Annotated in this window: 19 protein-coding genes and 1 pseudogene; 13 read left to right on the top strand and 7 right to left on the bottom strand. The window is 57.5% G+C overall.

What is annotated here, in order from left to right; genetic code table 11:
• From RA27_RS21830 to RA27_RS21810, 5 genes are all read left to right on the top strand, one after another.
• Positions 1-3,565, top strand: a 3,565-nt coding sequence (locus RA27_RS21830) for an Ig-like domain-containing protein (RefSeq protein ID WP_039544012.1), incomplete at its 5' end; no start/stop codon positions are given.
• A gap of 65 nt (positions 3,566-3,630) precedes the next feature.
• Entirely contained in the window at positions 3,631-4,437 is an 807-nt protein-coding gene (locus tag RA27_RS21825; RefSeq protein ID WP_039543979.1) for a SapC family protein, read from the top strand.
• Positions 4,438-4,630: 193 nt separating this feature from the next.
• A complete protein-coding gene (locus RA27_RS21820) occupies positions 4,631-5,209 on the top strand; it encodes a TolC family protein (protein ID WP_193746561.1) in 579 nt (192 codons plus the stop codon).
• Positions 5,206-7,338 (top strand): type I secretion system permease/ATPase, encoded by a 2,133-nt coding sequence (locus RA27_RS21815; RefSeq protein ID WP_039543974.1) that lies wholly within the window; start codon positions 5,206-5,208, stop codon positions 7,336-7,338. The genes RA27_RS21820 and RA27_RS21815 overlap by 4 nt, the downstream gene beginning before the upstream one ends.
• On the top strand, positions 7,322-8,632 hold the full coding sequence (locus RA27_RS21810) for an HlyD family type I secretion periplasmic adaptor subunit (protein WP_039543971.1): 1,311 nt from the start codon (positions 7,322-7,324) through the stop codon (positions 8,630-8,632). The genes RA27_RS21815 and RA27_RS21810 overlap by 17 nt, the downstream gene beginning before the upstream one ends.
• Positions 8,633-8,712: 80 nt before the next feature.
• Here the strand turns inward: RA27_RS21810 and RA27_RS21805 are convergent, their stop codons facing one another.
• From RA27_RS21805 to aspT, 4 genes are read right to left on the bottom strand one after another with little or no spacing between them, the layout of a single operon-like run.
• Positions 8,713-9,414 carry a response regulator transcription factor gene (locus tag RA27_RS21805; RefSeq protein WP_039543969.1) on the bottom strand — a complete coding sequence of 234 codons (702 nt, stop codon included), beginning with the start codon at positions 9,412-9,414 and terminating at the stop codon, positions 8,713-8,715.
• On the bottom strand, positions 9,415-11,316 hold the full coding sequence (locus tag RA27_RS21800) for a PAS-domain containing protein (protein ID WP_039543967.1): 1,902 nt from the start codon (positions 11,314-11,316) through the stop codon (positions 9,415-9,417).
• 55 nt (positions 11,317-11,371) lie between these two features.
• The gene (locus tag RA27_RS21795) at positions 11,372-12,988 is read right to left on the bottom strand and encodes a bifunctional aspartate transaminase/aspartate 4-decarboxylase (RefSeq protein WP_039543964.1); all 1,617 of its coding nucleotides are present in this window, start codon (positions 12,986-12,988) and stop codon (positions 11,372-11,374) included.
• Positions 12,989-13,006: 18 nt separating this feature from the next.
• A complete protein-coding gene (gene aspT / locus RA27_RS21790; protein ID WP_039543962.1) occupies positions 13,007-14,692 on the bottom strand; it encodes an aspartate-alanine antiporter in 1,686 nt (561 codons plus the stop codon).
• Between the two features lie 411 nt (positions 14,693-15,103).
• On the opposite strand from aspT, the gene RA27_RS21780 reads away from it, so the two are divergent.
• From RA27_RS21780 to crcB, 6 genes are all read left to right on the top strand, one after another.
• Positions 15,104-16,228, top strand: a complete 1,125-nt coding sequence (locus tag RA27_RS21780; RefSeq protein ID WP_039544010.1) for an MlaE family lipid ABC transporter permease subunit — start codon at positions 15,104-15,106, stop codon at positions 16,226-16,228.
• Position 16,229: 1 nt separating this feature from the next.
• On the top strand, positions 16,230-17,045 hold the full coding sequence (locus RA27_RS21775; protein ID WP_052265437.1) for an ABC transporter ATP-binding protein: 816 nt from the start codon (positions 16,230-16,232) through the stop codon (positions 17,043-17,045).
• A 5-nt stretch (positions 17,046-17,050) separates the two neighbouring features.
• Positions 17,051-18,367, top strand: a complete 1,317-nt coding sequence (locus RA27_RS21770) for an MlaD family protein (RefSeq protein WP_039543954.1) — start codon at positions 17,051-17,053, stop codon at positions 18,365-18,367.
• The gene (locus tag RA27_RS21765; protein WP_039543951.1) at positions 18,364-19,020 is read left to right on the top strand and encodes an ABC-type transport auxiliary lipoprotein family protein; all 657 of its coding nucleotides are present in this window, start codon (positions 18,364-18,366) and stop codon (positions 19,018-19,020) included. Before RA27_RS21770 ends, RA27_RS21765 begins: the two co-directional genes overlap by 4 nt.
• 477 nt (positions 19,021-19,497) lie before the next feature.
• Positions 19,498-19,905: a CrcB family protein gene (locus RA27_RS21755; RefSeq protein ID WP_241484130.1), complete on the top strand. Its 408-nt coding sequence runs from the start codon at positions 19,498-19,500 to the stop codon at positions 19,903-19,905.
• Positions 19,902-20,264, top strand: coding sequence for a fluoride efflux transporter CrcB (crcB, locus tag RA27_RS21750; RefSeq protein WP_039543941.1), 363 nt, complete (start codon positions 19,902-19,904; stop codon positions 20,262-20,264). Before RA27_RS21755 ends, crcB begins: the two co-directional genes overlap by 4 nt.
• Here the strand turns inward: crcB and RA27_RS21745 are convergent.
• The 3 genes and pseudogenes from RA27_RS21745 to RA27_RS24150 all read right to left on the bottom strand — a co-directional run.
• Positions 20,261-21,778, bottom strand: a complete 1,518-nt coding sequence (locus RA27_RS21745) for a DHA2 family efflux MFS transporter permease subunit (protein WP_039543937.1) — start codon at positions 21,776-21,778, stop codon at positions 20,261-20,263. The genes crcB and RA27_RS21745 overlap by 4 nt on opposite strands.
• Positions 21,775-22,752, bottom strand: coding sequence for an HlyD family secretion protein (locus RA27_RS21740; RefSeq protein WP_039543935.1), 978 nt, complete (start codon positions 22,750-22,752; stop codon positions 21,775-21,777). Before RA27_RS21740 ends, RA27_RS21745 begins: the two co-directional genes overlap by 4 nt.
• A 361-nt stretch (positions 22,753-23,113) precedes the next feature.
• Positions 23,114-23,218 (bottom strand): annotated as a pseudogene (locus RA27_RS24150) (IS5/IS1182 family transposase); the annotation flags it as partial.
• 190 nt (positions 23,219-23,408) lie between these two features.
• On the opposite strand from RA27_RS24150, the gene RA27_RS21735 reads away from it, so the two are divergent.
• Together RA27_RS21735 and RA27_RS21730 are read left to right on the top strand one after the other, a co-directional pair.
• On the top strand, positions 23,409-24,644 hold the full coding sequence (locus RA27_RS21735) for a lytic murein transglycosylase (RefSeq protein WP_039543932.1): 1,236 nt from the start codon (positions 23,409-23,411) through the stop codon (positions 24,642-24,644).
• A gap of 392 nt (positions 24,645-25,036) precedes the next feature.
• On the top strand, positions 25,037-26,665 hold the full coding sequence (locus RA27_RS21730; RefSeq protein ID WP_039543929.1) for a peptide ABC transporter substrate-binding protein: 1,629 nt from the start codon (positions 25,037-25,039) through the stop codon (positions 26,663-26,665).
• The last annotated feature ends 37 nt before the right edge of the window (positions 26,666-26,702 follow it).

The following is a 26,702-nucleotide window of genomic DNA, read 5'->3' as shown; positions in this document are numbered from 1 at the left end:
CATTCGCGGCGCCGGGGACGTGCAGGTCTTGGAAAACGGCACGGTCGTGGTTGCGGATGGAGCGGTAGGGGGGATTGCTCAGTTCGGCCTGGCAGCGGAAGCGGCAGGTGCCACCGCGGCCGCAGGTGGTGTAAGCGGGGCGGGGCTTGCATTGGGTGGGCTTGGCGTTGCCGGCGCAGCGGCCGCTGGCGGTGGCGGCGGAGGAGGAGGTGGCGACGATGATGATCATGACGACGCACCCACCGTTGCACCGTCGCCGCCCCGACCGCCCAGTCTGAATCTGGCCGAGTTGCAATCAAATGCACTCAACAACGTCAGCAGCCAGACAGCGACACCGGAGGGGACAAGTACGGTAGAGGTTACCATCGGATCGGTAACCAAGACCATCACTCCCGCTGGTGACGGAAGCTGGAGTATTTCGCTGACTCAGGCTGAGGCGGCGGGGCTGCCTCAGGGCGTCTCGGATATTTCGGTTCGCCATCTGGATGGCACCGGGATGGAATTATCGGTCGAAACCGTCCAATTCGACGTAGATACCGTGCCGCCAACTTTGGCAATCACTGCCTTCTCGGCCGGGGGCGTCATGAATGACGCCGAACAGGATGTGGATCTCGAAATCACTGGCACCACGGATGCGGAGAATGGTCAAACCGTCACGCTAACGATCGATGGACAGACCTACAGTGGCACAGTCTCAGGCGGCAGTTGGAGCGTTACCGTCCCAGCAGAAGACCTCGCCGTGCTGCTGGATGGTACCAGTATAGCGGTGACGGCTGATGTGGCGGATCGTGCAGGCAATCCTGCCACGCAAGCCAATGGCAGCTTTGATACCGATCTGACGGCACCCAATCTCACGCTGAACCCTGTGGGCGGCGGGTCCATCGATCTGGCAGACGTAGTCGGAGACCTCATCCTGAATGGCACGACTACGGCCGAGGACGGTCAGATGGTCACTGTGTCCTTCGAAGGTCGGGATTATATGGGCGTCGCATCGGGCGGCAATTGGTCCGTGACCATCCCAAACGCCGATCTGGGCGGTTTGACAACCGGCGTACCCGCATCTGTTTCTGTTTCTGTCGGCGATGCCGCGGGCAACCCGGCGACACCGGTCTCTGTAACGGTTCCGGTCGATCTGACCGGTCCCTCGATCGCGATTACACCTTTATCTGTAGGGCCAATTCTGAACGCCGTCGAAGCCGGATCGAACCTGACGGTAAGTGGCACAACGGGCAACGTGACAGATGGGCAGCAAGTCACGGTGACCCTTGATGGGCAGACCTATACCGGCCCGGTATCAGGTGGCAACTGGAGTGTGACCATTCCAAGCGCTGATCTCGCAGCACTTGCCGACGGGGGTGACTTCAACGTTACCGCAGATGTAACCGACGCTGATGGTCTTGTTGCCCCGCAAGCCAGTACGGGCCTCTCTAAAGATGTCTCTGCCCCAACCCTGAGTATTGACAGTTTTTCCGATGGCGCAGTTTTGAATGCGGCTGAGCGGGACACCGACCTGACCGTAGCCGGTTCCACGACAGCCGAAGACGGTCAAACCGTCACCGTATCCCTGAATGGCCAATCCTACACCGATGTGGTCTCAGGTGGGACGTGGACAGTCAACGTCTCATCGGCAGATCTGGCCGCGTTGCCCGATGGATCAACCATCACTGCGACTGCGGATGTCTCTGATGTGGCGGGCAACCCGGCGATACAGGCGTCTGGCAGTTTCGCCACCGACTTCACTGCCCCCTCTCTGACGATTTCATCGCTATCAGACGGAGCCGTGGTGAACCTAGCCGAACAAGCGACGGATTTGACGGTATCGGGGACGTCTGATGCGGCTGATGGGACGCAGGTCTCAGTCCAGATTGTCCAATCCGGAGGAGCGGTCCTTGTCAGCGGAACAGCGACCGTCAGCAGCGGCATCTGGACGTATACAGCTGCAGCTGCCAGCCTAGACGGACTTCAGGACGGGGAAACCTATAATGTGAACGCCGCGATTGCGGATGCGGCTGGCAACGACAACAGCACGACAACCAGTTTCAGCACAGATCTCAGCGCACCTACGGTTACGTTAGACCCGCTGTCGGTCGGTTCGGTATTGGATATCCTGGAGCGGGGCACCGATCTCAGCGTATCGGGCACAACGACCGCCGAGAACGGCCAGACCGTCACTGTCAGCCTGAATGGTCAGACATATTCTGCAGTCGTTTCGGGCGGCACCTGGAGCACGAACATTCCTTCAGCTGATTTGGCAGGGTTGGCAGATGGAAGCAATTTCGCTGTGACAGCTTCGGTACAGGATACAGCGGGCAATCCCGCGCCCGATGCCACGACCACATTGGCAACAGATTTCCGGCCCATCCTGAACATCGACACGCTCGGAAGTAATGATACCGTGTCGCTCAACGATGCACAAAGCACTGGGGTGACGATATCAGGCAGTTCTGCGGGATTGGCGATTGGTCAGGCGGTGGATGTAACGCTTAACACGGTCTCGCTTGGTAGCGCGACAGTGGCAGCGGATGGCAGTTGGAACCTGGCCGTGCCAGCATCCAGCTTTGCCGCTGTCGAAGCCGGCGATACCCTCGATTTCGTGGCTCAGGCCACAGTCTCCGGCGGCCCAGATCCGGTTCCCGTGTCCGAGCAGACTGTCGCCCATATACCGGCGGCCTACATCATCACAGAAGTCGCGCGCAGCGGAACGACTGCGACATTCGAGATTTACACGGACCCGGACCGTGATATCTCGAGCGGACTGGCATTTACCGCCGAGCTGGGGTTCGACCCGTCAGTGGCTACCTATGATAGCGGATCTGAGACTGAGAACTCCGATTTCAATCTCTTTCTGGCCAATCCGAATGGTGGTTCCGCGATCAGTTTCGCAGGTGCGGCGACCAGCTACGGGGATATATCTCAGCCTGTCCTGACATTTACGATGACTGTTCAGGATGCGAGCCAGCCAATCGTGCTGACCCTGGCGACACCCGACGGAGGGCCCTCGCAACTCCATCTAGGCACGAGCGGCGCTGACATCCTGACGGGATCAAACGTCGACGACGTAATCCGCGGCGGTGACGGCGACGACACAATCGACTTATCAGGAGCCGGTCGGGATGTTGTTGTGTTCGAGGCTGATCCTGCCGCAAATGGCGTCGACAATGTCAGCGGTTTCACTCTGGGCCCTGCGGCCAGCGTTTCAGATGCGTTGATGTTCCAGGGACTGGATACAACTTCGTTACGCGGTGATGGTACCGGTGTGGAAAAACTGGTCGTGGGCGACGCGATTGATGCCAATACCGGATTTGTCGGGTTGGAGACCGCTCTGACCGACCTTGACGCGGATACGATTGCCAATGCAGCCGAGAACCTGAACGGCGCGCAGGCCGGTGACGAGATATTTCTTCTTGCAACGGATGGTACCGACAGTGTCCTGGTCAAGGTTGATTACTCAAGTCCCAACACGGCTTCGGTAGAGACCGTAGCCCAGTTTGACGGGCTGTCCGATCTGAGCGGTCTGAGCACTGACAACATCCTTATTACTGACCCAACCGGCGCCTCTGCCTGAACGGAGGACGGAGCCTGAGGCGGGGCCGCAAAAGCGACCTCGCCGTCCCAGACCAAGAGGATCAAATGGCAGAGAACGGCCTTTTTCCAGTCAGCCATAAGCGGCACAGCAACCGCTACTGGCGTAGCTTCACATCCTATCAGTTTGCGGAGGAAATGAGTGCCTGCCCTATCGTTGTCTCCGAAGTGTCAAAGATCGCGACATCTTTTCCAATAGTGTTCCAACAAAACGAAGAGGGTTTTTTACCTGCAGCGCTACTCTCAGTTGTCTCTGAATGTATGTCGCCTTTTGTCGGCCAAAATGGGCGCTGGCTTGCGCCATATGTACCGTCGGAGTTGCGCTGCTTTCCATTTCAATCTGACGCCTTGAGCGGAAACGGGCACCGATGGCGCCTGACCGTTGACGAGAGCTCGGGCCTGGTGACACGCGACCCTCAGGACAATCCGTTTTTTACCATGGATGGACAACTTGCGCAGAAGCTCTGCCAGGTTCAGCTTTTTCTGCAGAGCCGTCAAATCTCTGCAACAGAAACAAACCGCCTGTGTTCATTGATCGCTGAACTGGACCTGTTTGTTCCGCTGAACGAGTATGACGGAATCACATTGCCGCAAAGATGTTGGGGCATTGATGCGCGGCGTCTGGACCGATTGCCCGATGCGTATACGCTGATGCTGCTGGCCAGCCGCGCCCTAAAACTGATCCACGCTCATCAGGTTTCACTGTCCCATTGCGCCTGGCTGTTTCGTGCGCAAATCGACCGTTCCGTCAGTGCTTCAGGACCAAACGATGCCTTAGGCGGGTTCATCACCGCGATGGCTGAAGATGTGTTACAAGGCCAGAAGCGCTCGGAGGTGATCCATGCGATGGGTTGAGCGTACTCTCAGAGCCTCAAGGCTGCTGGTCGTGCTCCTGCCGATTTCTGCCTACGCGCCAACGCCTGCTCTTTCCAGCATCGAAACATCTTTTTCGAGCGAAAGCGCCGGCGCAGGTCTGATTGAAACATCAGGTCGTCTGAGAGAAAGCTCATTCGGTCAACGCCTACGTTTGGCTGCTCAGAGCAGTCCGATGGCGGCGCGACGTGGCTCGGAACCGGATGCCGCAGAGTCAAATCGGAGTATCCCAAGCGTTGCCGTTTTGCCTCAGGTTTCGTTGGATTTCAATGCTCAACCCAACCGGTCATGTGTAGATGACGGAGATGCAACCCCTTATCTGCGGGTTTCGCAGCTGGTCTACGATAGTGGCAGAGCTGCAAGCGATCTTGCCGCAGCCCGTGCTCATGAATTGGAAAGTCGCGGCAATCAACTGCAGCCTGCCGCGGCGACAGCTTTGGCGGTCGTCGAAACCCGTATCTTGGGTTTGGACCGGCGAAAGCTTCTGGATGTCATTCGCCAAAATCTTGTGATCCACGAGGAAATCAAACGGCTGATCACAGGTCAGGTATCTGACAAGTTTGGATCGAATGCGGATGTAATGACCGCACAGCCCCAAACGGCGGATGTTCAACGGGATTATGCAGATGCTCAGGAGCGCCAGACAATGGCAGAAGCAGGCTTCTTGCTGAGCACTTACGCAACCCTGATCCTCACCGGGGGCGTTCTGGATCTGCGCTGGATCACACTGGACAAATGGGATGGATCGCTATGAGGCGCAGCCGTGATTTGCTGACCGAACTGGAAGCCTGCATGTTGAATGTCGCGGCAACGCTGGACCGCCCTTTGACTGTGGCCGCGCTAAACGCAGCACAATCTGGTGAAAAAGGTGAACTGACTGTGCGCGACGCCATGAACGCGGCACAGAAAGCTGGCCTGCAGACTGGATTTGGCGCACGGCGGCTCAAAGCGTTTGATGCTGCGCTGGCCCCTGCGATCTTGTTGCTGGAAGGAGATCGCGCCGTCGTTTATCACGGACGTGCACGCAATGGCGATCTGCTGGTCTACGACCCGGCTTTGGATGACGGTATTGGTGCGGTTCCCGAGAACGCTGTAAGCAAGGCTTATACCGGCTATGCTTTATTGTTTCGGCGCGTGTACCGGGACGAGGCTGGTTCAGCCGAAGAAGTCCAGGGGGGCCATTGGTTCTGGTCAGCTCTCTCTGCGAACCGCTGGTCTTATGCGCAAGTGGCACTGGCTGCCGCGATGGCAAATGTTCTTGGGCTTTCAACCTCGGTCTTCATCATGATCGTCTATGACCGGGTCTTACCCAACGAGGCGACCGAATCCCTGATCGCATTGACGCTTGGGGTGTGCCTGGCATTGGCGTTCGACTTCGCGCTAAAGCTCCTGCGTGCAGGGTTCATTGATCGCGCCGGCCAGAACGCGGATTTGTCCATGGGCCGCCGCGTGTTTGATCAGGTTTTGAACATCCGCATGACATCTCGCACGGGCTCTACCGGAGCTATGGCAAGCACAGTGCGCGAATTCGAGACCCTGCGCGAGTTCTTCACCTCCGCCACGCTCGTCGCCGTTGTCGATCTGCCCTTCATCGCGGTATTTATCCTCACGATCTACATGGTCGGAGGTCCGCTGGCGCTTGTTCCTGCGCTCGCCGTGCCCGTGGTCTTGTTCAGCGGGCTTGCAGTGCAACCGATCCTGTCGCGTCTGGCGGAAAAGAGTTTTGCCGACGGCCAGTCCAAACAATCAGTTCTGGTTGAGGCCGTAACGGGGTTGGAGACCATCAAAACGACCTCGGCGGGACGTCAGATGCGCACCCGTTGGGAAAGCGCTATAAAGCGTCAATCGAACCATGGGGCACGCAGTCGGGCCGTCACCCAATTTGCCTTGAACCTGACGGGGTTCACGCAGCAGGCCGCACAAGTGCTCATCGTGTTCTATGGGGTGTTCCTGATCACGGACGGGCAAACCAGCATGGGTGCGCTTGTGGCGTCGGTGATGCTGACAGGGCGTGCTCTGGCGCCACTGGGGCAGTTGGCGCAGACGCTGACTCGCGTCAATCAGGCCCGCAGCGCATTTCGCAATCTCGACGCGCTGATGAAGGCTGACAATGAACGGCCCGATGGCCGGTCGTGGATCAGCCGGTCCGAGTTCTCTGGGCGTATCATCTTCAACAACGTTCATTTCGCCTACCCCGATCAACATGACGACACTTTGAAAGGTATTTCATTCACCATTGAACCCGGTGAAAAAGTTGCCGTCCTCGGCCAGATCGGGTCGGGAAAGAGTACCGTCGCGCGATTGCTGCTGGGCCTCTATCACCCGCGCGTGGGTTCAGTGATGCTGGACGGGCTGGACATACGACAGATCGATCCGGGCGATCTGCGCCATAACATCGGGTCGCTCCTACAGGACGTCTGGCTGTTTTCCGGCACCGTGCGGGACAATATTACCAGTGGAACCGTGCGCCCACATGACGACGAACTGGTCCGTGCCGGACGCATCGCCGGGGTCGAAGACTTTATCGCTCGGCACCCCCACGGCTATGACCAGAAAGTGGCTGAACGCGGAGAGGGCCTGTCTGGCGGCCAGCGACAAGCGATTGCGCTGGCGCGGGCGCTCATTGGGCGCCCTCCGGTGCTGCTTTTGGATGAGCCGACGAGCGCGATGGACGTCAAATCGGAAGCCGAGATCATCGGTCGATTAAAAGAGGCCACGCCGGACACGACGATGGTCGTCGTCACGCACCGTACCAGCCTCTTGGAGCTGGTTGACCGAGTCATCGTGATCGAGGACGGCAAAGTTGCCATGGACGGCGACAAAAGCATCCTGACGCGGCATGTTCGAAACACCGGGAGGCACCTGAATGTCGCAGCATCCTGATCTGAAGCGTCTTGCAAGCGAAATGCGCGGGCAGGCACCAATTAGGGGTTCACTGCTGCTGCTGCTTATCCTTGGATGTCTGATCAGCGCAGTTTTCTGGGCCCATTTCACCGAACTGGATGATGTCGTAAGGGCGGACGGCCGTATCGTGCCATCAGGTGACATTCAGGTAATCGAAGCTACCGAGCCGGGTGTTTTGCAGTCTGTGCATGTTCGCGAGGGCCTCGTGGTAGAGGCCGGTACATTGCTGATGGAACTCGACACCAACCAGATCGAAAGAGAGTTGAGCCAGGAACAACAGCGCGCCTATGGCCTGATGGCCCGGGCCCAGCGTCTGAAGGCGGAAATCGATGGAACTGGTTTGGAGTTTGACGACGCCCTTCTGAATGGAGCCCCAAGTGTCGTACGCTCAGAGGCCGCTTTATATCACGGACGGCAGGCAGAACTGGAAGCCGAGATCGCAATTCTGACCAGACAGCGTGAGCAGCGACAACGCGAATACGAAGAAGGGCTGGTTGACCAGGTTACGACAACGGAAACTCTGAATGTATTGGCTGAAGAACGCGCCCTGATGGTTCCGCTGGTAGAACAGAGGATGGAACCTGCCACTACACTTCTGACCCTGCGCCGCAGCGAGGCGGAATGGAAGGGCCGCAAGATCCGGGCCGAAGCGGTGGTGAGCCGGTTGAAGGCCGGTCTTGATGAAGTGGATGACAAGGTCCGCGCAACGCGCAGTCGGTTTCGCAGCGCGGCGTTAACTGATCTGGCTTTGGTTTCGGCGGAGCTAGCAGCGTTGCAACCTGCCCTGCCATCCCTGCGCGACCGCGCATCCCGCGCACAGATCCGGGCGCCGGTTCGGGGCATCGTAAACCGCCTCCACCGAACGACGATTGGTGGGATGGCACGCAGCGGAGAAGAATTGATCGAAATAGTACCCTTGGACGACCGCTTGCTGGTGGAAGCCTATGTTCGGCCCAAGGACATCGCGTTCCTGCACGCAGGACAAAAGGTCAAAATCAAGATCACGGCCTACGATTTTTCGCGATACGGCAGTCTGGATGGGGAAATTGTTCGCATCGGCGCCGACACGATCACGCGATCAGAGCGGAGCGAAGAGGAGGTTTTTGTGGTTGAGATTCAGACCTCGGATACCATGCTGGATGCGGGCGGTGTGGCGGTTGAGATCATCCCCGGGATGATCGCCGAAGTCGATATTCTGTCCGGCCGAAAATCAGTGCTGGATTACCTGATCCAACCAGTTTTGAAGATCAAAGAACAGGCTCTGCGGGATTGAAATATGGAACAATGCCGGGACCGGTCGGGAAGCACGGGCCGAATGATTATTCCGATGTTCCCTGGCCTTCAGTCTACTGTTCAAGACCAGCTGACATCACCAAGAAAGATATACCCTGCGCCATATATCGTTTTGATAAGGCGCGGATTTTTTGGATCTTCGCCTAGCTTTGTACGCAGGCGCGAAATCCGCACATCCATCGCCCGGTCAAAGCTTTCGCTCGCTCCACCACCCAGCATCTCCTGCATTCGCGCACGGCTGATCAGGCGTTTGGGGCTTTCGAGAAACAGCCTCAGGACCTCGCCCTCGGCATGGCTAAATGGTGTCTCGATACCATCGGCATCAATCAGGACGTATCTGTCAAACTGCGCCGTCCAGCCATTGAACTCGGCAATGTACGAACTCTGTGTCGCAGGGCCGGATGACCGCAGGCGGGCGCGGACCCGCGCAATAACCTCGGCAGGATCAAAGGGCTTTGTGATGTAATCATCCGCCCCAAGCTCCAACCCGGTCACACGATCCTGTACCTGAGCGCGACCTGAAATGATGATGACGGCCGCCCCCTGCTCTAATGCAAGCCGGTGAACAAGCGCCAGCCCGTCGGTATCGGGCAGTGACAGATCCACCAGACAGAGATCCGGAGTGACCCGCTTGAGCGAGGCCTCGAATTCGCGCGCACGGGCGAAACTCTGGGTTCGGAAACCTGCATCCTCAAGCGCGTCAGTCAGTATGCGGCGGATTTCAGGTTCATCATCAAGGATGGTCACCAACGGTTGGGTCATCTATGCGGCCTTGGTTCGGATCAGCGCCGACAGCTCGGTCGACGTGAACGGTTTGCTCAGAACAGGTGCACGGGTCAGCGCGCGATGATGCAGCGGATCGGAAAGTGGCAGCGATGTCATCAGTATACATGGCAGGGCACCGTTCAGACGGTCGACGATATCGATGCCTGTTCCCCCCCCTTCCAGCCGAATGTCCGATAGTACCAGCGCTATATCATCAATGTCTGACGTCAAAGCCAGTGCTTCCTCGACCGAGCTTGCCTCAATCACTGAACATCCCAATCCGACCAGCATATCGCGGAACTGGCTGCGCAGTTCGTCGTTATCCTCGACCAGCAATACAAGACCCGCTTGAGCAGGTGGCGCAGGCCGGTAAGGCAATCGCAATACAACGGAGGCACCAGAGGGCGTGTTCCGCAGGTTCAGGTCGCCCCCGGCCAGCTTGACCGTGTCATAGACCATTGGCAGCCCGAGACCCGACCCATCGCTGCCCTTGGTGGTAAAGAAGGGGTTCAACGCCTTCTCCAAGGCTTCCGGTGTAAATCCCGGACCCGTGTCTGAAACTGTTATCTCAACCCAAATTGTCCCGATGGCATGTGCGCTAATCGTAATCTGGCCAGATACGCCACAAGCATCGCGCGCGTTCAAAACGAGGTTCAACAGGGCATCCTGTACCATGCCAGGGTCAAGCATCAACGCCTTGTCGGGCAACGTATTCACCACCGACAGCCCCATGCCGCGCGGCAAAGAGGGCGTCGCAAGCACCCGCAAATCCTCGAGTAGTCCGCGCATATCCGTGGCCTGGGGTTGAGGTGTGCGGTTGCCGGTCATGTCAGCGATGCGATTCAGCAGTTGCCCGCCCCGGCGTGCGGTCTGCTGCGTAGCGGCAACAAGTTGGACGGCCTCATCGGGCAATTCCATCTTTTCAAGCCGGGCCTGCATTCCCAGAATGATGGTGAGCAAATTGGAGAAATCGTGCGCCAGCCCGCTGGTCATCTGTGCGGCCATGGCCCTTCGACGCGTTTGCTGCAGGGCGACGCGGGCTTGGGTTTCTTCGGTGATATCCACCGACATGACGTAAACACCGCCCGCTTTGTCCGGCGTGAAGGATACACGAATGCGGCGCGAATCTTGATCCTCGGTAAACTCGAAAACCGATGGTTGGCCGCGATAGGCCTGTTCCAGATGCGGTTTCACTCGATCATGGGCCGATGGTCCCAGGGCCTGTGAAATATGAAGGCCCAGGATATCGGAAGGGCGTCCGGGCATGACCGAACTGAGGCGGCGATTGGAATAATCATATCGCCCATCGACATCCAGATGGGCGATATGGGCCGGCATCATTTCGGTTGTCATCCGTGTGCGGGCCTCGATTTCAGTCAGCTGGCGTTTCGCCTCTTCCAGTGCCGTGATGGTGGCTGCCAGTTTGCGATTGGTTGCAGACAGCTCTTCGGCGTGGCTCAGAAGTTGATCCGAGAGCTCTTCCGAGCGGGCACGCAGCAGGTCCTCGATCTGACGGGTACGGGTGATGTCAGTATAGACGGCGACCCAGCCACCATTTGGCAATGGGGCGCCTTCGACCGAGATCACCTGTCCGTTGGGCCGGGTACGCTCCATATAGTGCGGCTCGAAAGCCAGCGCCTGCGCAACGCGGATCTCGACCATTTCGTCCACATCACCAGCGGCACCGTATTCCCCTCGGCTTGCGAGAAAATGAATGGTATCGCGAAACAATGCACCCGGTTCGACAAGCGCGTCGGGCAAATCGAACATTTCCTGAAACCTCAGGTTGCTGACCGCAAGTCGCAGCCGACTGTCATAGATCGAAAGTGCCTGCCCGATCAGGTTCAGGCCAGCGGATGTCATCGCCTTGATGCGCTGTTCGGATATGTCCAAAATCATCCTCCCCTGCGCCTATGGGTAGCACCAGTTCGGGCGCAGGTGTAGGGAGTTTTAGCTAGCCGTGCAGCGGCAAATTGTTCGCAGCGCGGTAGGCTTGCACATAGCCCCGCGCAACCGATCGAACGGCTGTTCCGATCTGCGAATAAGCTTCGTCCGGCAGGTTGGCGAAGGACACGCGCGCCGACCATCCCGGCGCATCAAACCCGCTGCCATTCAGCAGGACAATACCGTAATCCTCGGCCAGTTTGAACGCTATATCCAAGGGGTGAACGTTCTGTTTGATCCAGGTCACGACGTCTTCGCCAACATATTTGCGTAGCCAGTATTCGAAATCGATGATGCCGTAGTAAGCGTCGTAGTGTTCGCCTGCTTTCACCTCGATCCCCATCGCTTCGGTCAATAGTTTGAAGCGACGTTGCACCAGTTCCATACATGCGGTCTGATAGATTTTCTTGCTGTCAACCAGTTCGCAAAGTGAAAACAACGTCATCATAACCTGCTGTGGCAGAGACAAGCCAGCCGTGTGGTTCAGCGCCACGTCGCGGCTATCGGCCACAAGCCGGTCGATGAAACGGATGTCGCGCGGCGTCAGGCTGAGTGTTCCATAGCGTTTGTCCAGTATCTGCTTGATCTCTTCGGAGTGCTCGGCAAGCTTGAGATCAAAGATGTTGTCCTGCGCCACCGCGATCACCCCAAGTCGCCAGCCGGTGCAACCAAAATACTTCGAGTATGAATACACACCTATCGTATTGCGCGGCAGATGCCCCATCACCGAAGTAAAGTCATGCACAAATGTGCCGTAGACATCATCCGTCAGCACGATCAGATCGGGACGATGGTTTTCCACCAGATCCGCCAGTTTGCGCAGTGACGCAGTGCTGAGCGCAACCGAGGACGGGTTTCCTGGATTGACCAGGAAAAATGCCTTTACTTTGGGGTCTTTCAGCTTCTCAACTGCGGCGTCGGTTAGTTGGAATCCGTCTTCCTCGTCAGTTTCCACATGGACGGATTCAAGGCTGTAGTCCTCCAACTCGGGCATTTCCAGATAGGGTGTGAAGATCGGAGTGCACAGCGCAATCGTGTCGCCGGGGTTCAGCAACCGATTGGCTTTGAGCGATTTGAAGATGTAACACATCGCAGCCGTACCACCTTCGACCGCGAACAGATCGAACTGAGCGTCAGGCCGGTGGCCCCGGCACATGGACCACATCAGATATTCATGGGCGATGGCGGCGTTATGCTTCAGGATGCGGTCGGGCACCGGGTAGTTATCGCCGATGATCGAATCCGTCAGTTCATGCACAAACTCGTCCGCATCGAACTCGAATGCGGAGATGGCATGTGCCACCACCTCAAGCAGAGTATCGACGCCCGGCGTCTCTGAATGATCGGACGCCCAGTTCTGCAATCGGTCGTGACAGCCTTTCCGCGCAGGCATTCCACCCAGCCCGGCGGGGTTGTTCATCACGCGTTTGGACTCGGTTATGGCGAATTGACCGAGGGCAAAGAACGCCTCTCGCGGGCGGGTGGCGACCCAGTTGGGATTGCCCCGCCCTGCGTTCAGAAAGGCGCTGTTGGCCTTGAGTGCCTCAGCCGAGGCCAGTTTGATCAGTTCATCCTTGATCTGAAACGGGCTGAGCGCTTCGTAGTCGTGCAACGTTACTCTGTCCATAATGCGTACCTCTCCAAATCAGCTTAGGATCAAAACAACGACCATCCCGAAGATGGTCAGCAATGTGTTCCCGATTGCATACGGCATCCCGTAACCAAGCGCCGGGATGCGGCTCTGCGCGGCTTCCTGAATCATACCCAATGCGGCGGTGGTGGTCCGAGCGCCTGCGCAGGCCCCGAACAGAATGGCGGGGGGGAATTTGAACACGTAATGCCCGACATAAACCGCAAAAATCATCGGCAGCGAAGTGGCGACGATCCCCCACAGCAACAGCGCAATACCGGCCTGTTGCAGCCCCGCTACAAAACCCGGCCCCGCCGTAATCCCGATCACCGCGATGAAGACATTCAGACCAAGCGTATTCATGAGCCAAAGCGCCGGACCGGGTATCCGGCCAAAGGTCGGATGCACCGTACGTAGCCAGCCCAGCACGAGACCTGCCAGCAACGCGCCGCCGGTTGTTGAAAGACTGATCGGAAATCCGCCCATCATGACCGACAGCGTTCCGATGATCCCCCCGATGAAAATCCCCCAGCCGACAAAGGCCAGATCCGTGGTATCCACCGGGCGATCCGCATAACCGATCTTGGCTATTGCCGCCTCGACATGGCGCTTGCTACCCTGAATGGTGATGATGTCGCCCCGGTGCACGACAGTGCCTGGCAGCAGCGGTAAATCCTGCATATTGCGCATCAGTTTCGAGACATAGATGCCCCTCGCCATCGACAGTTTGCTCAGCTCTTCAAGCGTTTTGTTGTGCACCTCTTTGCTGGTGATCAGCACATCCAATTTTTCCGAGGGGATGCTCAGCAGCTCAGGCGCATCAGCTTCGGTCAGATTGGTTTCAAGCAACCCCACCAGATCCGAACGGCGACCCGAGAACATCACGACATCCCCGGCCTGCAACATGGTATTATCGTCTACCTCGATGATCTTCCCATCACGTTTCAGACGTTCCGCGTAAATCCGCACACCCGGCAACAGATCTTTGACAGGCTGCCCCAGCAGATCGCTGCCTTCGGGAATCTCAAACGCCCGCGCCTCGATCGCACGATAGGCTGATACGATGCCGTCGCCGGTTTCCACAGCCATGGTACCACCCAACTGGGCCTCATATTCCTTGCACGCTGCAACCAGATCAACTCCGATCAGGCGCGGACCGATCTTGGCGAGAATGATTGCCGAGCCGATGGTGCCGTAAATATAGGTCACAGCGTAGGCGACGGGGATTTGATTGGCATAGGTCTTGGCCTGTTCCGCCGGCAAACCCAGCTGTCCGATTTGATCAGTTGCGACACCGATCGCCGCCGAAATCGTCTGCGATCCGGCGTAAAGACCGGCAGCGTAACCAAGCTCCAGCCCCGCCACTTTGGCTGCGATGATCGGAATCACCAGGCACAATGCCAATACGCTGAGCGCAAAGAAGACCTCACGCGCGCCGTCGGCTTTAAGACCACGGATGAATTGCGGCCCGACACCGTAGCCTACGGCAAAAATGAACATAATGAAGAAGGTCGATTTGACCGCCGAGTCTACATCTATGTGGGCCTGCCCGATCACCACAGCCGCCAGCAGCGTTGCGGTAACCGTGCCCAGACTGAAACCCATCACCTTCCAAGGGCCCACGAGAAACCCAACTCCGATGGCCAGAAACACCGCCAGCTCGGGGTAGTTTTGAAGAATACTTACCAGCCAATCGACCATGATCCACCTCACAATCCGCACCCGACAGGCATCCGGGGCAATAGCCGGCGATAAGGCGAAGCTGCACCTGAACAAGGGTGCCTTTGTTGGCCGACCAAGCCGCCTGTCCGAGTATTTCAACCGCAACAGGAAAACTTCGGCCCCACGATACCTCAAGACGAACATTTGTCTATTATTATCTGAATATTAACAACTTTGATTATCAATGCCCGCGCGACCCCGTGCGCCACGGCTGGCTGTTGGAACCGTGTACATTCAAGCGTAGCGTGAGCATCCTGCTTTCACGCTGTTTCGGTCGTCTGCAACTCATGTGAACTACACTGTCGCACCACCGCAATGCACGAGCGCAAAATCTTGGCTTATTTGAACAAATCCATTGCAGCGACGCGACGTTTGACATCACATACCGCTATGACAAGGCCGACGATCACTTCCGAGACCGACGCAACCGGCGTTTGCATACGGGTTGCGGGGGATTTGCGTACCCAGTCTTTGGATTGTGTCGAAGGGGATTTCGCCGCGCTCCGACCCAACGGACAGGACGTCGTGCTGGACATGTCGCAGTTGCAGTCGTTGGATACCGGGGGGGCCTGGCTGGTCGCCGGACTTGTACAACGACTAGGGTCCGCGGGCGCACAGGTGCGGTTTAAGGGGTTGACCCCTGCCCATTCTTCGCTGATCGAGACGGTTTCGCACAACATTCCCGAAGTGACCGGAGAGGCGCTTCCGCCGCGAGGCTTCGTTAACTGGGTTGCTCAGGTTGGCAAAAAGACCTTCGGTGCGTGGCAGGACACGTTGTCGATCATCGGCTTTCTCGGCCTGACACTTCATCGGTTGGGTCGGACCCTGATCATGCCCTGGCGGCTGCGCCGTGCTGCATTGGTATCCCAGATGGAGCAGGTCGGCTTCAAAGCGCTGCCCATCGTTTCCTTGATGGGTTTTCTGATCGGCGTCGTTCTGGCCTTTCAGGGCGCGACCCAGCTGAAACAATTCGGCGCCGAAATTTTCGTTGTCGAGTTGATTTCGATCTCGATCTTGCGCGAGTTGGGTATCTTACTGACCGCTATCATCGTCGCAGGCCGCTCTGGCTCGGCCTTCACCGCCTCGATCGGTTCGATGAAGGTACAGGAAGAAATCGACGCGATGCGCACGCTGGGCCTGGACCCGATCGAAGTGCTGGTCATCCCGCGGGTTGTGGCCTTGCTGATCATGTTGCCCATCCTGGGCTTTGTCGCAGATATGGCTGGCCTGATTGGCGGCGCATTGATGAGCTGGATCGATCTCGGCGTCAGCCCCGGGATGTTTCTTACCCGGCTGAAAGAGAATACCGGCGTCGCCCAGCTGGCCGTCGGGATGATTAAAGCACCGTTTTTTGCGCTCGTGATCGGGGTCATCGCCTGCTGGCAAGCCATGCAGGTCAAGGGCTCATCCGAAAGTGTTGGTCAGCGCACCACGGCCTCGGTCGTGCAGTCGATATTTATGGTGATCGCCATCGACGCCCTGTTTTCGATCTTCTTCTCAGAGCTGGGGATCTGACATGGACGGCACCGCCCTGCAGGACAAACCCAAAAGCGGCACCCAGCGCGAGGCCGTTATCCGTGTGCGCAACCTGACCAATCAATTTGGCGAGCAGGTGGTGCATGACAATCTCAACCTTGATGTGTGGCGGGGCGAGGTTCTGGGGGTCGTCGGTGGGTCGGGCACCGGTAAGTCGGTACTGTTGCGTACCATCGTGGGCCTGAACAAACCAAAAGCCGGCAGCATCGAAGTTCTGGGCGTAGATGTCCTGAATGGCCCGGAAGAAGACCGCCAGCGGATCGAAAGAAGCTGGGGGGTGGCGTTTCAGGACGGCGCATTGTTTTCTTCGCTGACCGTTCTGCAAAACGTGATGGCGCCACTACGCGAACATACTGGCATCAGCGAGAGCCTTATGGCGGCGCTTGGCGGGCTCAAGATCAGCTTAGTGGGGTTACCTCAACTGAGTTGCAGCAAGTTCCCCTCGGAACTGTCGGGGGGGATGCGCAAGCGAGCAGCGCTGGCCCGCGCCCTGTCGCTGGACCCCGAGATCGTGTTTCTGGACGAACCAACTGCCGGGTTGGACCCGATCGGAGCAGCCGCCTATGATGACCTGATCGGAGAGCTTCAGCACGCGCTGGGACTGACTGTGTTCATGGTTACGCATGATCTGGACAGCCTCTATGCCATCTGTGACCGCATCGCGGTTCTTGCGGAAAAGCGTGTGTTGGTTGAAGGTCCGATAGAAGAAATGACCAAGGTCGATCATCCTTGGGTTCAGGAATATTTCACAGGCCCTCGCGCCCGCGCGGCGCAACAGAAAGGGCAGGACAGGTAGAGGCAATGGAGACCCGAGCGAATTATATCCTGATCGGTGCGTTCACCCTGGCAGGCATTCTGGGCGCATTTGGCTTCTTCCTTTGGCTCGCCAAGTTCGAAGTGACCCGGCAATACGCATATTATGATGTACTGTTCGACAATGTCGCGGGGCTGTCGGCCGCGGGGGGCGTGAACTACAATGGTTTGCCTGTCGGCCAGGTCATATCTTTGGATCTGGACAAAGACGATCCGTCAAAGGTTCGGGTCCGGCTAGAGATTGACGCAGACATCCCCGTGACCAAGGACACCATCGCGCAATTGCAGTCCTTGGGTGTGACCGGAGTAGCTTATGTTGAGTTGTCGGGCGGGTCCCCGAGCGCAGACAGGCTGGCGCAGAACAGTGTAATAACCAGCAAGCGCAGTTCGATCCAATCCTTGCTTGAAGGCGCCCCGAAAGTGCTGGAAGAGGCCGTCACACTGCTGGAGAACCTCAATTCAGTCGTCGACAACGAAAACCGCAAAGCGGTGTCGGATATTCTGAGCAACCTTGCCAATGCCTCGGGCAAACTGGACAAGGCACTGACAGATTTCGAGTCGCTCTCCTCAGATCTCGGCGGTGCGGCAAAAGATATCGGAGCGTTCACCAAGAGGCTCGACTCTTTGGCAAACACTGCAGAAACAACACTGAGTACGGGCACGGATACGCTGAAAAGTATCAAAGATGCATCAGAAACCGCCAAAACCACACTAGAGACCGCAAATACAACAATTGCGAATGCTGACCGCGTGATTCAGCAGGATATTCAGCCCTTTATAGAACGTGGCTCGGTTCTGGCCGAAAGGCTGACCAGGCTATCGGATGAAGGCAGCGTGACGCTTGGCGTCATCACAGAAACCGTTGTGAATGCAAACACCACCCTTGAATCCGTCACCTCGACCATGGATACGGCCAAAGGGGCGCTTGCGTCGGCTGAGCGCGCATTTGACTCGGCGAACCGCGTGATGGACAAAGACATCTCACCGGTCGCAGCTGAAGTAAGCAAGGCAGCCAATCAGGTCGCTGAAACCGTCTCGAACATCACAGAAAAGATTGACAAGATTTCCGATGATGTTCTGAGCGCGTCACAATCGGCCTCTGATCTTCTGGGCACTATCGACGGTATCGTTCAGGACAACCGCCGTCAGCTTTCGGATTTCTTGCGTGTCGGCTTGCCGCAATTCATCCGCTTTATCGAGGAATCACAGCGCCTGATTATCAGTCTGGACAGGTTGGTCGACAAGGTCGAACGCGACCCGGCCCGCTTCTTGTTAGGCACCCAAGCATCGGAGTTTCGTCAATGATCCGCCCTCTAATTCTGGCTCTGGTTCTTGGCGCGTTAGCAGGATGCGCTGGCTTGGGGACATTGAGCCAAGCTTCCAAACCCAACGATTTGTATCTGCTGACGCCCAAAAGCACGTTCTCATCATCGCTGCCGCGTATCCAGAAGCAGATCGTGGTTGAAGAACCCACAGCAACGGCTGCGGTAAACACCGATCAGATCGCGGTGCAGCCCACCTTATTGCAGGTTCAGTATCTGCCCCGGGCACGTTGGGTTGATCGCGCACCGTTGATCGTTCAGGCATTGATGGTCGAAAGCTATGAAAATTCGGGCAAGGTCGCTGCCGTCGGGCGCTCGACGGTCGGGCTGCGTGCCGACTATGTCATCGCGCCCGATCTGCGTGAGTTTCAGGGCATCGTCGTCAGTGAAACCGAAAACTCGAAAACTGTACGTGTGGAAGTACGCATCAATATCAAGATCATCGATGAGTACGAGGACAAGATCATCGCATCCAGTTCTTTCCAGGAGGCCGTGTTAGCGACCAGCGACAAGACTCCCGATCTGGTGGAAGCCTTTGATGTCGCTTTGGGCAAAACCATGCGGGACGCGGTCGAATGGAGCATCCGCAAAATCTACACGCACGCGCAGAACAACCCGCGCTCAAGCCCAAGTTAGAGGGCGCTAGAGCTGGTCCAGCCGAGGCGGCCTGCCGTCATCAGCAAACTCTCCCGGGATTGTCTTGCCCAACTGGGCGCCTTCCTCCAGAAAGCCGTAGAGTTCGGCATAGGATCGTTCTCGTTCATCCGCGGTGGGGCGGCGGATGAGTGCGGGTGGTCGGCGCGGCGATAACCCACGGTCTTGATGTCGTATTGGGTGTCAAACGCCCGAGTATCGACCAGCCCGTGGCTTGGGAGCAAACCAGACTGCGCGCCGTCGCTTCCTATCTTCATGAGTTTCGCTGAAACAGTGTGGTCTGGATCGGAGGAAAGGCCCAAGACCCTACAGCCATTTCAGAGCGTGGAACATATTCACCTGCAAACGCAAACCCTTAACACCTGAACTATGGTAGCGGTTGGGTTAGTGGCCCAGTTGATTCGCACCAGATCAATCTGTATGCCAAATGAAACACCGATCAGAGCAGGATCAACCGCAGTGTCAGAAACAGCGCCTGCATTCGGGCATCGTGCCCTGATGTATTCAGCCGTCTTTGTTGGTGGAGCTGCAGGATCATTGCTGCGTGAGATATTCTCATTGGAAATCCCCGGCGCGCCGTTCCTGACCGCCACATTCGGGATCAATGTCGTGGCCTGTTTCATACTGGGCTGGCTATATGCCATTCGAAACAGGGTCCATGCCCACATCCTCCACCTGGGTGCGGTTGGGTTTTGTGGGGGATTGTCCACATTTTCTTCATTTGTAGCCGAGTTGGAACGGCTGGCCGAAACCGGTAACTGGTTGGTGCTTGTCGCTGCGAGCGCCGAGATCGCGGTTGGTCTTGCGGCGGCCATTCTGGGTGAAGCACTGGGGCGGCGGCGTCATTCTGGAGGCGACTCTGAATGACCGATCTGTATCTGCATACTATGTTCGCACTGGGCGGAGGGCTTGGTGCAGCTCTGAGGCACTGGCTGACACGCCGGGTGACGCATGATCTGCCCTACTCCACGCTTATCGTGAATGTGCTGGGCAGCCTCATACTTGGTCTGTGGATCGGTTACTTAGGTGGCTCTGTCGAGATGGGCGAAGACGAAAAGCGCCTAGTATTCGGATTTTGCGGCGGCTTCACAACGTTTTCCAGTTTCGCTTATCAGTCTCTGCAACTGCACCGCGAGAAGACAATCGTGTTTGCTGCCGGGAACATCCTCGTCAGTCTCGCCCTGTGCTGGTTCGCGCTTTGGCTGGGTCTCGTGTTGACGCGCTAATGAACGTGTGCTTCAGCCCGTTGAGCCGGTTTGGGTGCACGGCAGAAAAACAGCAGCGGAATCGTCGCCAACGCCAGCAGACCAAGATTGTTGAAAACGGTGAGGTATGAGATCATTTCGGCTTGCCGTGAAATCTCCTGCCCCAGGATGGCAGCACCCTGCGCACTGTCCGGTGTCAGACCCAACGGGGCGAGATAAGCCTGCGCGGCGGGATTATATGGAGTCACATTCTGGCTCAGCACTGCCGTATTGGTTTGCAGGCCCCGCACAACCCAAGTGCCCACCAACGAAATCCCGATTGATGACCCAAGCTGTCTGGTGACGTTGAACAGGCCTGATGCCTCATCCTGTCGGGTCTTGCTGATACTCTCGAAGGCCAGGATCGACATGGGCACAAAAACCAGCCCCATCCCCAGACCGCTGACAAAGCCCGGCCAGGCCAGTTGCCAGAACCCCGCATTCAGATTGAGTACGCCCAGCATGAAATTCCCCGCCGCTGTCAACAACATCCCCAATCCCGCCAGAACGCGCGGATCAAATCGGGTAACAAGCACAGCCCCGGTCAGGACCATCGACGCGCCGGCCGCGATCCCACGCGGTATGAATAGATGGCCGGACTCGATCACCGGATAGTCGAGCAGATTTTGCACAAAGGTCGGCAGTATGGCGATCCCGCCAAACAAAGAAATCGCAAAGCCCGCTATGATCAGATTGCACAGGGCAAAGTTGCGATCCGCAAACAGTCGCAGGTCAACGACTGAATGCCGGGAGGTCAGTGCGTGGATGATGAACCCCAGCGCACCCAGAACCGACGCAATCAGCGCCACCTGGATGACCCGTGAAGAAAGCCAGTCTTTGGTCTCACCCTGATCAAGTACAAATTGCAGGCAGCCAATACCAATGGCGAGCAGAGCCAGCCCTTTCCAGTCAATGCGAACATCTTCGGTTTTGTCATCCGGCATCTCTCCGGCCAATAACAGCAGGGCCATCGCCGCGACGGGCAGGTTGACGAAAAACACCATCCTCCACGAGAAATACTCGGTCAGGATCGCGCCTACTGTCGGACCCAGAACCGGTGCAACCACCACACCGAGCCCAAACACCGCCATCGCCTGCCCCCGCTTCTCACGCGGGAAGGCATCAAACAGGATGGACTGAGATAACGGGATCAGAAACGCCCCGAACATCCCCTGCGCCAGCCGGAAGGCGACAATCGTCTGAAGGCTCCAGGACAGACCACACATGACAGACATGGTGGCGAAACCGGTGACCGCGGTCAGTATCAGCCGACGTCGCCCGACACGGCGTGCAACGAACCCCGTCAATGGCATCACCACCACCGCCGAAACGATATAGCTGGTCAGAATCCACGTTGCCTGATCGGTGGTTGCCCCAAAGGCCGCCTGAATATGGGGCAACGCTACATTAACGATGGTGCTGTCCAGAACTTCAAGAATGGCACTCAGTACAACAGCCACGACAATCACGCGATTGATGTGACCGGGCTGTGTCATTTGTTCATTCCGGTCGTGTCCACTATGACTTTGCTGCTGCCTCCCACGCGAAGCGGGGCATCGGTCGGATCAAGCTCAACCCGTACCGGGAACCGTCGGGTGACCTTTACCCAGTTGCCGCTGGAATTCTCGGACGGCAGCAATGAAAACGTGTCGCCTGACCCCCGACCGATCGACGCGACTTTGCCAGTGATCGCAACCCCTGGAAGCATGTCCACCTGTACTTTGACCGGCTGGCCCGGACGGATGCGCGGCAGTGATGTTTCCTTGAAATTGGCGTCCACCCACCAGTCGGATGACTCGACGATGGAGAACTGCGGGGCGTTGGCTGATACGGACGATCCCGGTCGCAGGGTCAGGTTTGCGATCCAACCGTCAGCGGCGGCATAAACCTCGGTCCAGGCCAGATCGGCCTGCGCAATTTCAAGTGCCGCCTGCGAGGATAGAATATCATCCTGCTTCGCCGCCAAACCGCTTTGCAGCGCCAGAAGGCTGGATTGGCTGGTCGTCAATCGCGCGGAGGCCTGCGCAAACTCCGAGGTCGTCTGATCCAGTGATGCCTGCGCAAGATCACCCGTCGACGCCAGCGCCTTGGCCCTCTCAAAGCTTTTCTGTGCTGTCTCATAGGCAGATTGCGCACTTTCGACCGAAGCCTGTGCCGCCGTGATCTGAGTAGAATAGGATTGCGCCTGCTGAATCGCGCTGTCCAGATCGGCCTTCGCCTGATCCACCGACGCGCTGAATTGGGTGGCATCGATGGTAAAAAGCAGATCCCCGGCCTTGACCGCCTGGTTTTCCACTACCGAAACCTTAGACACCTGCCCTGTCACCTGCGCCGCGACGTAAATGATATTGGCACCGATATACGCGTCTTTGGTTGAGGGGTACCGCTCTTCGTGTCGCCAGAACAGGAATAATCCCACTGCTATGGCGGCGAGCATTCCGGCAACGGAAATCGCCTTGAATGACTTCATGAACAGCTCCCTTTCGACGTCTATACGAACGATCTTGCATCATGTGCATATGCATCCGCAGGGCGGGTTTCCCCGGAATCCAGAACGGTCCGCCGATGATAATCAGTAGAACACGCATTGAGAAGAGGACGAGGTTCAGATCCTCTCGGCTACTGCGACGCCGGCCGGTATACAGGAGATAGACCAGTTGCGCCAAACCGAGCAAGCAGATGCTCAGATAGACCCCTTTTGACTTCAATCCCGAACTGATAAGCGATGACAAATACCACCAGCGTCAGTAACAGCGAACCGCCATACCAGCCTCGTTTCGGGAAGATGGCCCTGGCACTCGTTGGTTTCTATCATTTTGCATTCTTCCGTCGGGGATGACGGCATGAGCGCCGTGGGCGGCAATCGCATCGTGGCATTTTCGGGTGTCGCAGGCGCCATCCGCAGTCGCTGATCCGACGGCCTGGTCGGGCGGGATTTATTCAACAAAGCCTGCCCCCGAAACTCAAGGCAAGAGTGGGCATGGGCTCGCCCGCCTACACCCTGGCTGCAAACAAAACTTGGGTGATCGGCGACTATTAGAGTCAGAGATTGTCTCGGGCGCATTTGTAGTCTTGTGCCTTCATGCCCCGGTTGACACACTGGCTCGTGCAAGCGAGACGGGTAATATGCGACTGGTTCTTGCTGCCCTCTGTCTGATTTTTCTTACAGCACCTTCGTTTGCGCAGGATCGCGCGGCGGTTGAACGTCAATTCCAAAACTGGCTGCAACATACCATCTGGCCACAAGCAAGGGCCAACGGCGTCTCACGGCGCACGTTCCAGCGGGCCTTCGATGGCGTTAGACTGAACTGGGATCTGCCCGATCTGGTTCCGCCCGGAAGCCTCAAGACAACGCCGGAAGCACAACACCAGGCTGAGTTTGGTTCGCCCGGACGGTATTTCAATGCAGGAACTGTGCAGGGCGCCACGTCGGTTGGACGCAAGATGGCTAGACGTCACGCCGATACGCTGGCCCGTGTCGAGGCGGAAACGGGTGTGCCGGCGCGGATCGTTTTGGCCATCTGGGGGCGTGAGAGCGGATACGGGCAGGTTCCGATACGCCATGATGCGTTCCAGGTTCTGGGCACCAAGGGGTTCATGAGCACGCGGGCTGATTATTTCACTGCCGAACTGATTGCGGCATTGCAGATCGCCGAGGCCGATCACGCGCCGGGTCGCGGCTTGAAAAGCAGTTGGGCCGGTGCCTTGGGACAGCCGCAATTCATGCCCACAAACTTCCTGACCTACGCACGCGATGGTGATGGCGATGGACGCGCCGACATCTGGGGATCGCCTGCGGATACCATTGCGTCGATTGGGACATATCTGGCACAGTACGGATGGGTCGCAGGCCGCGATTGGGGGTTCGAGGTGAACCTGCCCGAAACGGTCTCTTGCGCGCTTGAGGGCCCCGATCAGGGACGCCCTATCCGTGACTGGGTAGCGATGGGTATCGACCGTGTTTCGGGTAGACCCTTTCCTGCACACGAGCTTGCCGCTGAGGGGTATCTGATGATGCCTGCCGGACGCAGCGGCCCCGCGTTTATCGTCACGCCCAATTTCTATGTCCTCAAAGACTATAACACCAGCGACCTATACGCGCTGTTCGTGGGTCATGTCGGGGATCGCATTCAATACGGCGTTGGCGATTTTCATGGCCGCTGGGGCGACATTGGCAACCTTTATCGTTCGGACATCGCCATGATGCAGCAGTCACTCGTCCAGCAGGGCCATGACGTCGGCGGTGTTGATGGCCTGCCCGGCTATAAAACCCGGCGCTCGATCGGGCGCTGGCAGGAGGCATCAGGCCGCAAGCCGACCTGCTTCCCCGATGCAAATCTAAAGACCGCGCTGAGGCCATAAATCGCAAACTGATTCGCCGATTACGGGTGCGCGTGAAAACGCATTCACCCTTTATGATATGTGTGACTTCACAAAAATGTCACCGCCGCGAAGCGTTTCAGAATATTATTTCCGCGCGCCTGCCCGTTACGGTTTCATTCGACCTTTGTCTGCACAATAGACCTCAAAACGCTTTACCTTTGCCCGAAAACTGACAGGTTCTGCGGCAGTGAAAGACGGCTTTCGCACCTGAAGCTCCGAAATTGCCTGACTCATGAGGGCCGAAAATTTCGACCCTCATGCGATCTAGATCAAAGTGAAGTCACAGCAAATACCGGAGACACAATGGCAGAAGAGCGCCCGCCGCATATGCGGCCCGGACGCCCTGAGCCGTATCAAATGGGAGTAAACACATGAACAAAATAATCCGAACCTCACTGGCAGGGTTGCTGTCCTCGACCCTTATCACCGGCGCTGCAATTGCTGCTGGCACACATCCGCAAACCGGAGAAGCTCTGGCAGATGATCAGACCTTTACCTATCGCGTGCTGGACGAGCACAGCTCGGTCGACCCGCAGGTTGTTGAAGACACCGATGGGGCCGACATTGTGCGCGACCTGTTCGAGGGCCTGATGAATCAGGACGAAAACGGCAATCTGGTTCCCGGTGTCGCCACGGGCTTTACCGTCAACGATGCCAAAGACGTTTACACCTTTACGCTCCGCGATGATGCGAAGTGGTCGAACGGTGATCCGGTAACCGCAGGTGATTTCGTTTACGCCTGGAAACGAGCCGTCAATCCCGAACTGTCGTCACCCTATGCCTGGTTCATGGAGTTGATGTCGATCGAAAATGCAGCTGCCATCATTGCCGGTGAAAAACCGGTGGATGAACTGGGTGTAAAGGCCATCGACGACAAAACGCTGGAAGTCCGCCTGAGTGCCCCGCTGCCCTATTTCCCGCAGATGACCACTCATTCGACCACGTTCCCCGCCCCGCAAAAAGTGATCGAAGAGTTTGGCGATGCGTGGACCAAACCGGAAAACATCGTCTCGAACGGCGCATATGTTCTGACCGAACATTTGCCGCAGGAACGCTCGGTGCGTGAACGCAACGAGATGTACTGGGACAATGACAACACCATTCTCGACAAGGTCGTGGCGCTGGTCATCAATGATGAAAACGTGGCCCTGACCCGCTATCTGGCGGGCGAACTGGACCGCACCGACATCCCCGCCGGCCAGTACCCGCGCATGAAGCAAGAGCACCCGGACGAAGCCATCAGCTATCCGCGCCTTTGCAACTACTACTACACGTTCAATCTGTCCGACAGCGGCCCCGAGGCGTTCAAGAACCCCAACGTGCGTCAGGCCCTGTCGCTGGCTGTTGACCGTGCGATCATCACCGAAAAGGTCATGGCCGGTGGGCAACCGGAAGCCTATACTTTCGCACCCGAAGCTACCGCAGGTTTCACCACGCCCGAGGTTGAAATGACTTCGATGAGCCAGCCGGAGCGTGACGAACTGGCCAAGGAATTGCTGGCCGAAGCCGGCTATGGCCCGGACAACCCGCTGAGCTTTGAGCTGGTGTACAACACCTCTGAGGCACACAAGAAAGTTGCCGTTGCGGTCAGCCAGATGTGGAAGCAGAAGCTGGGCGTTCAGGTCGAGCTGGCCAATATGGAATGGAAAGTGTTCCTGGAAGAACGCGGCAACCAGAACTTCGATCTGGCGCGCGGCGCATGGTGTGGCGACTATAACGAGGCGTCCACCTTCCTGGACCTGCTGCAATCGGATTCCGGCTACAACGACGGCAAATACAACAACGCCCGTGTTGACGAGCTGTTGGCCGAGGCCAAAACCTCGGACGATGCAGCCCCTCTCTATACTGAGGTCGAGCGGATCATCGCGCAGGAAGCCCCTGTGATCCCGGTCTATCACTATGCCGGTGTCTTCATGATCGACAGCGACCTGGGGAACTGGCCGGTGAATAACGTCGAGCAGAACTGGTACTCGAAGAACCTCTACAAGCTCGCCGAATAATCGTCTTTGAACCACGCCCTGCCCCGGACCGTCCGGG

Origin of the sequence: Ruegeria sp. ANG-R (assembly GCF_000813985.1) — a bacterium.
In the GTDB taxonomy this organism is placed as follows: domain Bacteria; phylum Pseudomonadota; class Alphaproteobacteria; order Rhodobacterales; family Rhodobacteraceae; genus Ruegeria.
This window is presented reverse-complemented; position numbering and strand designations above follow the sequence as displayed.

Coding starts and splice junctions, on each gene's coding strand:
- RA27_RS21825 (WP_039543979.1), top strand. CDS start 3,631: ATGGCAGAGAACGGCCTTTTTCCAGTCAGCCATAAGCGGCACAGCAAC.
- RA27_RS21820 (WP_193746561.1), top strand. CDS start 4,631: ATGGCGGCGCGACGTGGCTCGGAACCGGATGCCGCAGAGTCAAATCGG.
- RA27_RS21815 (WP_039543974.1), top strand. CDS start 5,206: ATGAGGCGCAGCCGTGATTTGCTGACCGAACTGGAAGCCTGCATGTTG.
- RA27_RS21810 (WP_039543971.1), top strand. CDS start 7,322: ATGTCGCAGCATCCTGATCTGAAGCGTCTTGCAAGCGAAATGCGCGGG.
- RA27_RS21805 (WP_039543969.1), bottom strand. CDS start 9,414: ATGACCCAACCGTTGGTGACCATCCTTGATGATGAACCTGAAATCCGC.
- RA27_RS21800 (WP_039543967.1), bottom strand. CDS start 11,316: ATGATTTTGGACATATCCGAACAGCGCATCAAGGCGATGACATCCGCT.
- RA27_RS21795 (WP_039543964.1), bottom strand. CDS start 12,988: ATGGACAGAGTAACGTTGCACGACTACGAAGCGCTCAGCCCGTTTCAG.
- aspT (WP_039543962.1), bottom strand. CDS start 14,692: ATGGTCGATTGGCTGGTAAGTATTCTTCAAAACTACCCCGAGCTGGCG.
- RA27_RS21780 (WP_039544010.1), top strand. CDS start 15,104: ATGACAAGGCCGACGATCACTTCCGAGACCGACGCAACCGGCGTTTGC.
- RA27_RS21775 (WP_052265437.1), top strand. CDS start 16,230: ATGGACGGCACCGCCCTGCAGGACAAACCCAAAAGCGGCACCCAGCGC.
- RA27_RS21770 (WP_039543954.1), top strand. CDS start 17,051: ATGGAGACCCGAGCGAATTATATCCTGATCGGTGCGTTCACCCTGGCA.
- RA27_RS21765 (WP_039543951.1), top strand. CDS start 18,364: ATGATCCGCCCTCTAATTCTGGCTCTGGTTCTTGGCGCGTTAGCAGGA.
- crcB (WP_039543941.1), top strand. CDS start 19,902: ATGACCGATCTGTATCTGCATACTATGTTCGCACTGGGCGGAGGGCTT.
- RA27_RS21745 (WP_039543937.1), bottom strand. CDS start 21,778: ATGACACAGCCCGGTCACATCAATCGCGTGATTGTCGTGGCTGTTGTA.
- RA27_RS21740 (WP_039543935.1), bottom strand. CDS start 22,752: ATGAAGTCATTCAAGGCGATTTCCGTTGCCGGAATGCTCGCCGCCATA.
- RA27_RS21735 (WP_039543932.1), top strand. CDS start 23,409: ATGCGACTGGTTCTTGCTGCCCTCTGTCTGATTTTTCTTACAGCACCT.
- RA27_RS21730 (WP_039543929.1), top strand. CDS start 25,037: ATGAACAAAATAATCCGAACCTCACTGGCAGGGTTGCTGTCCTCGACC.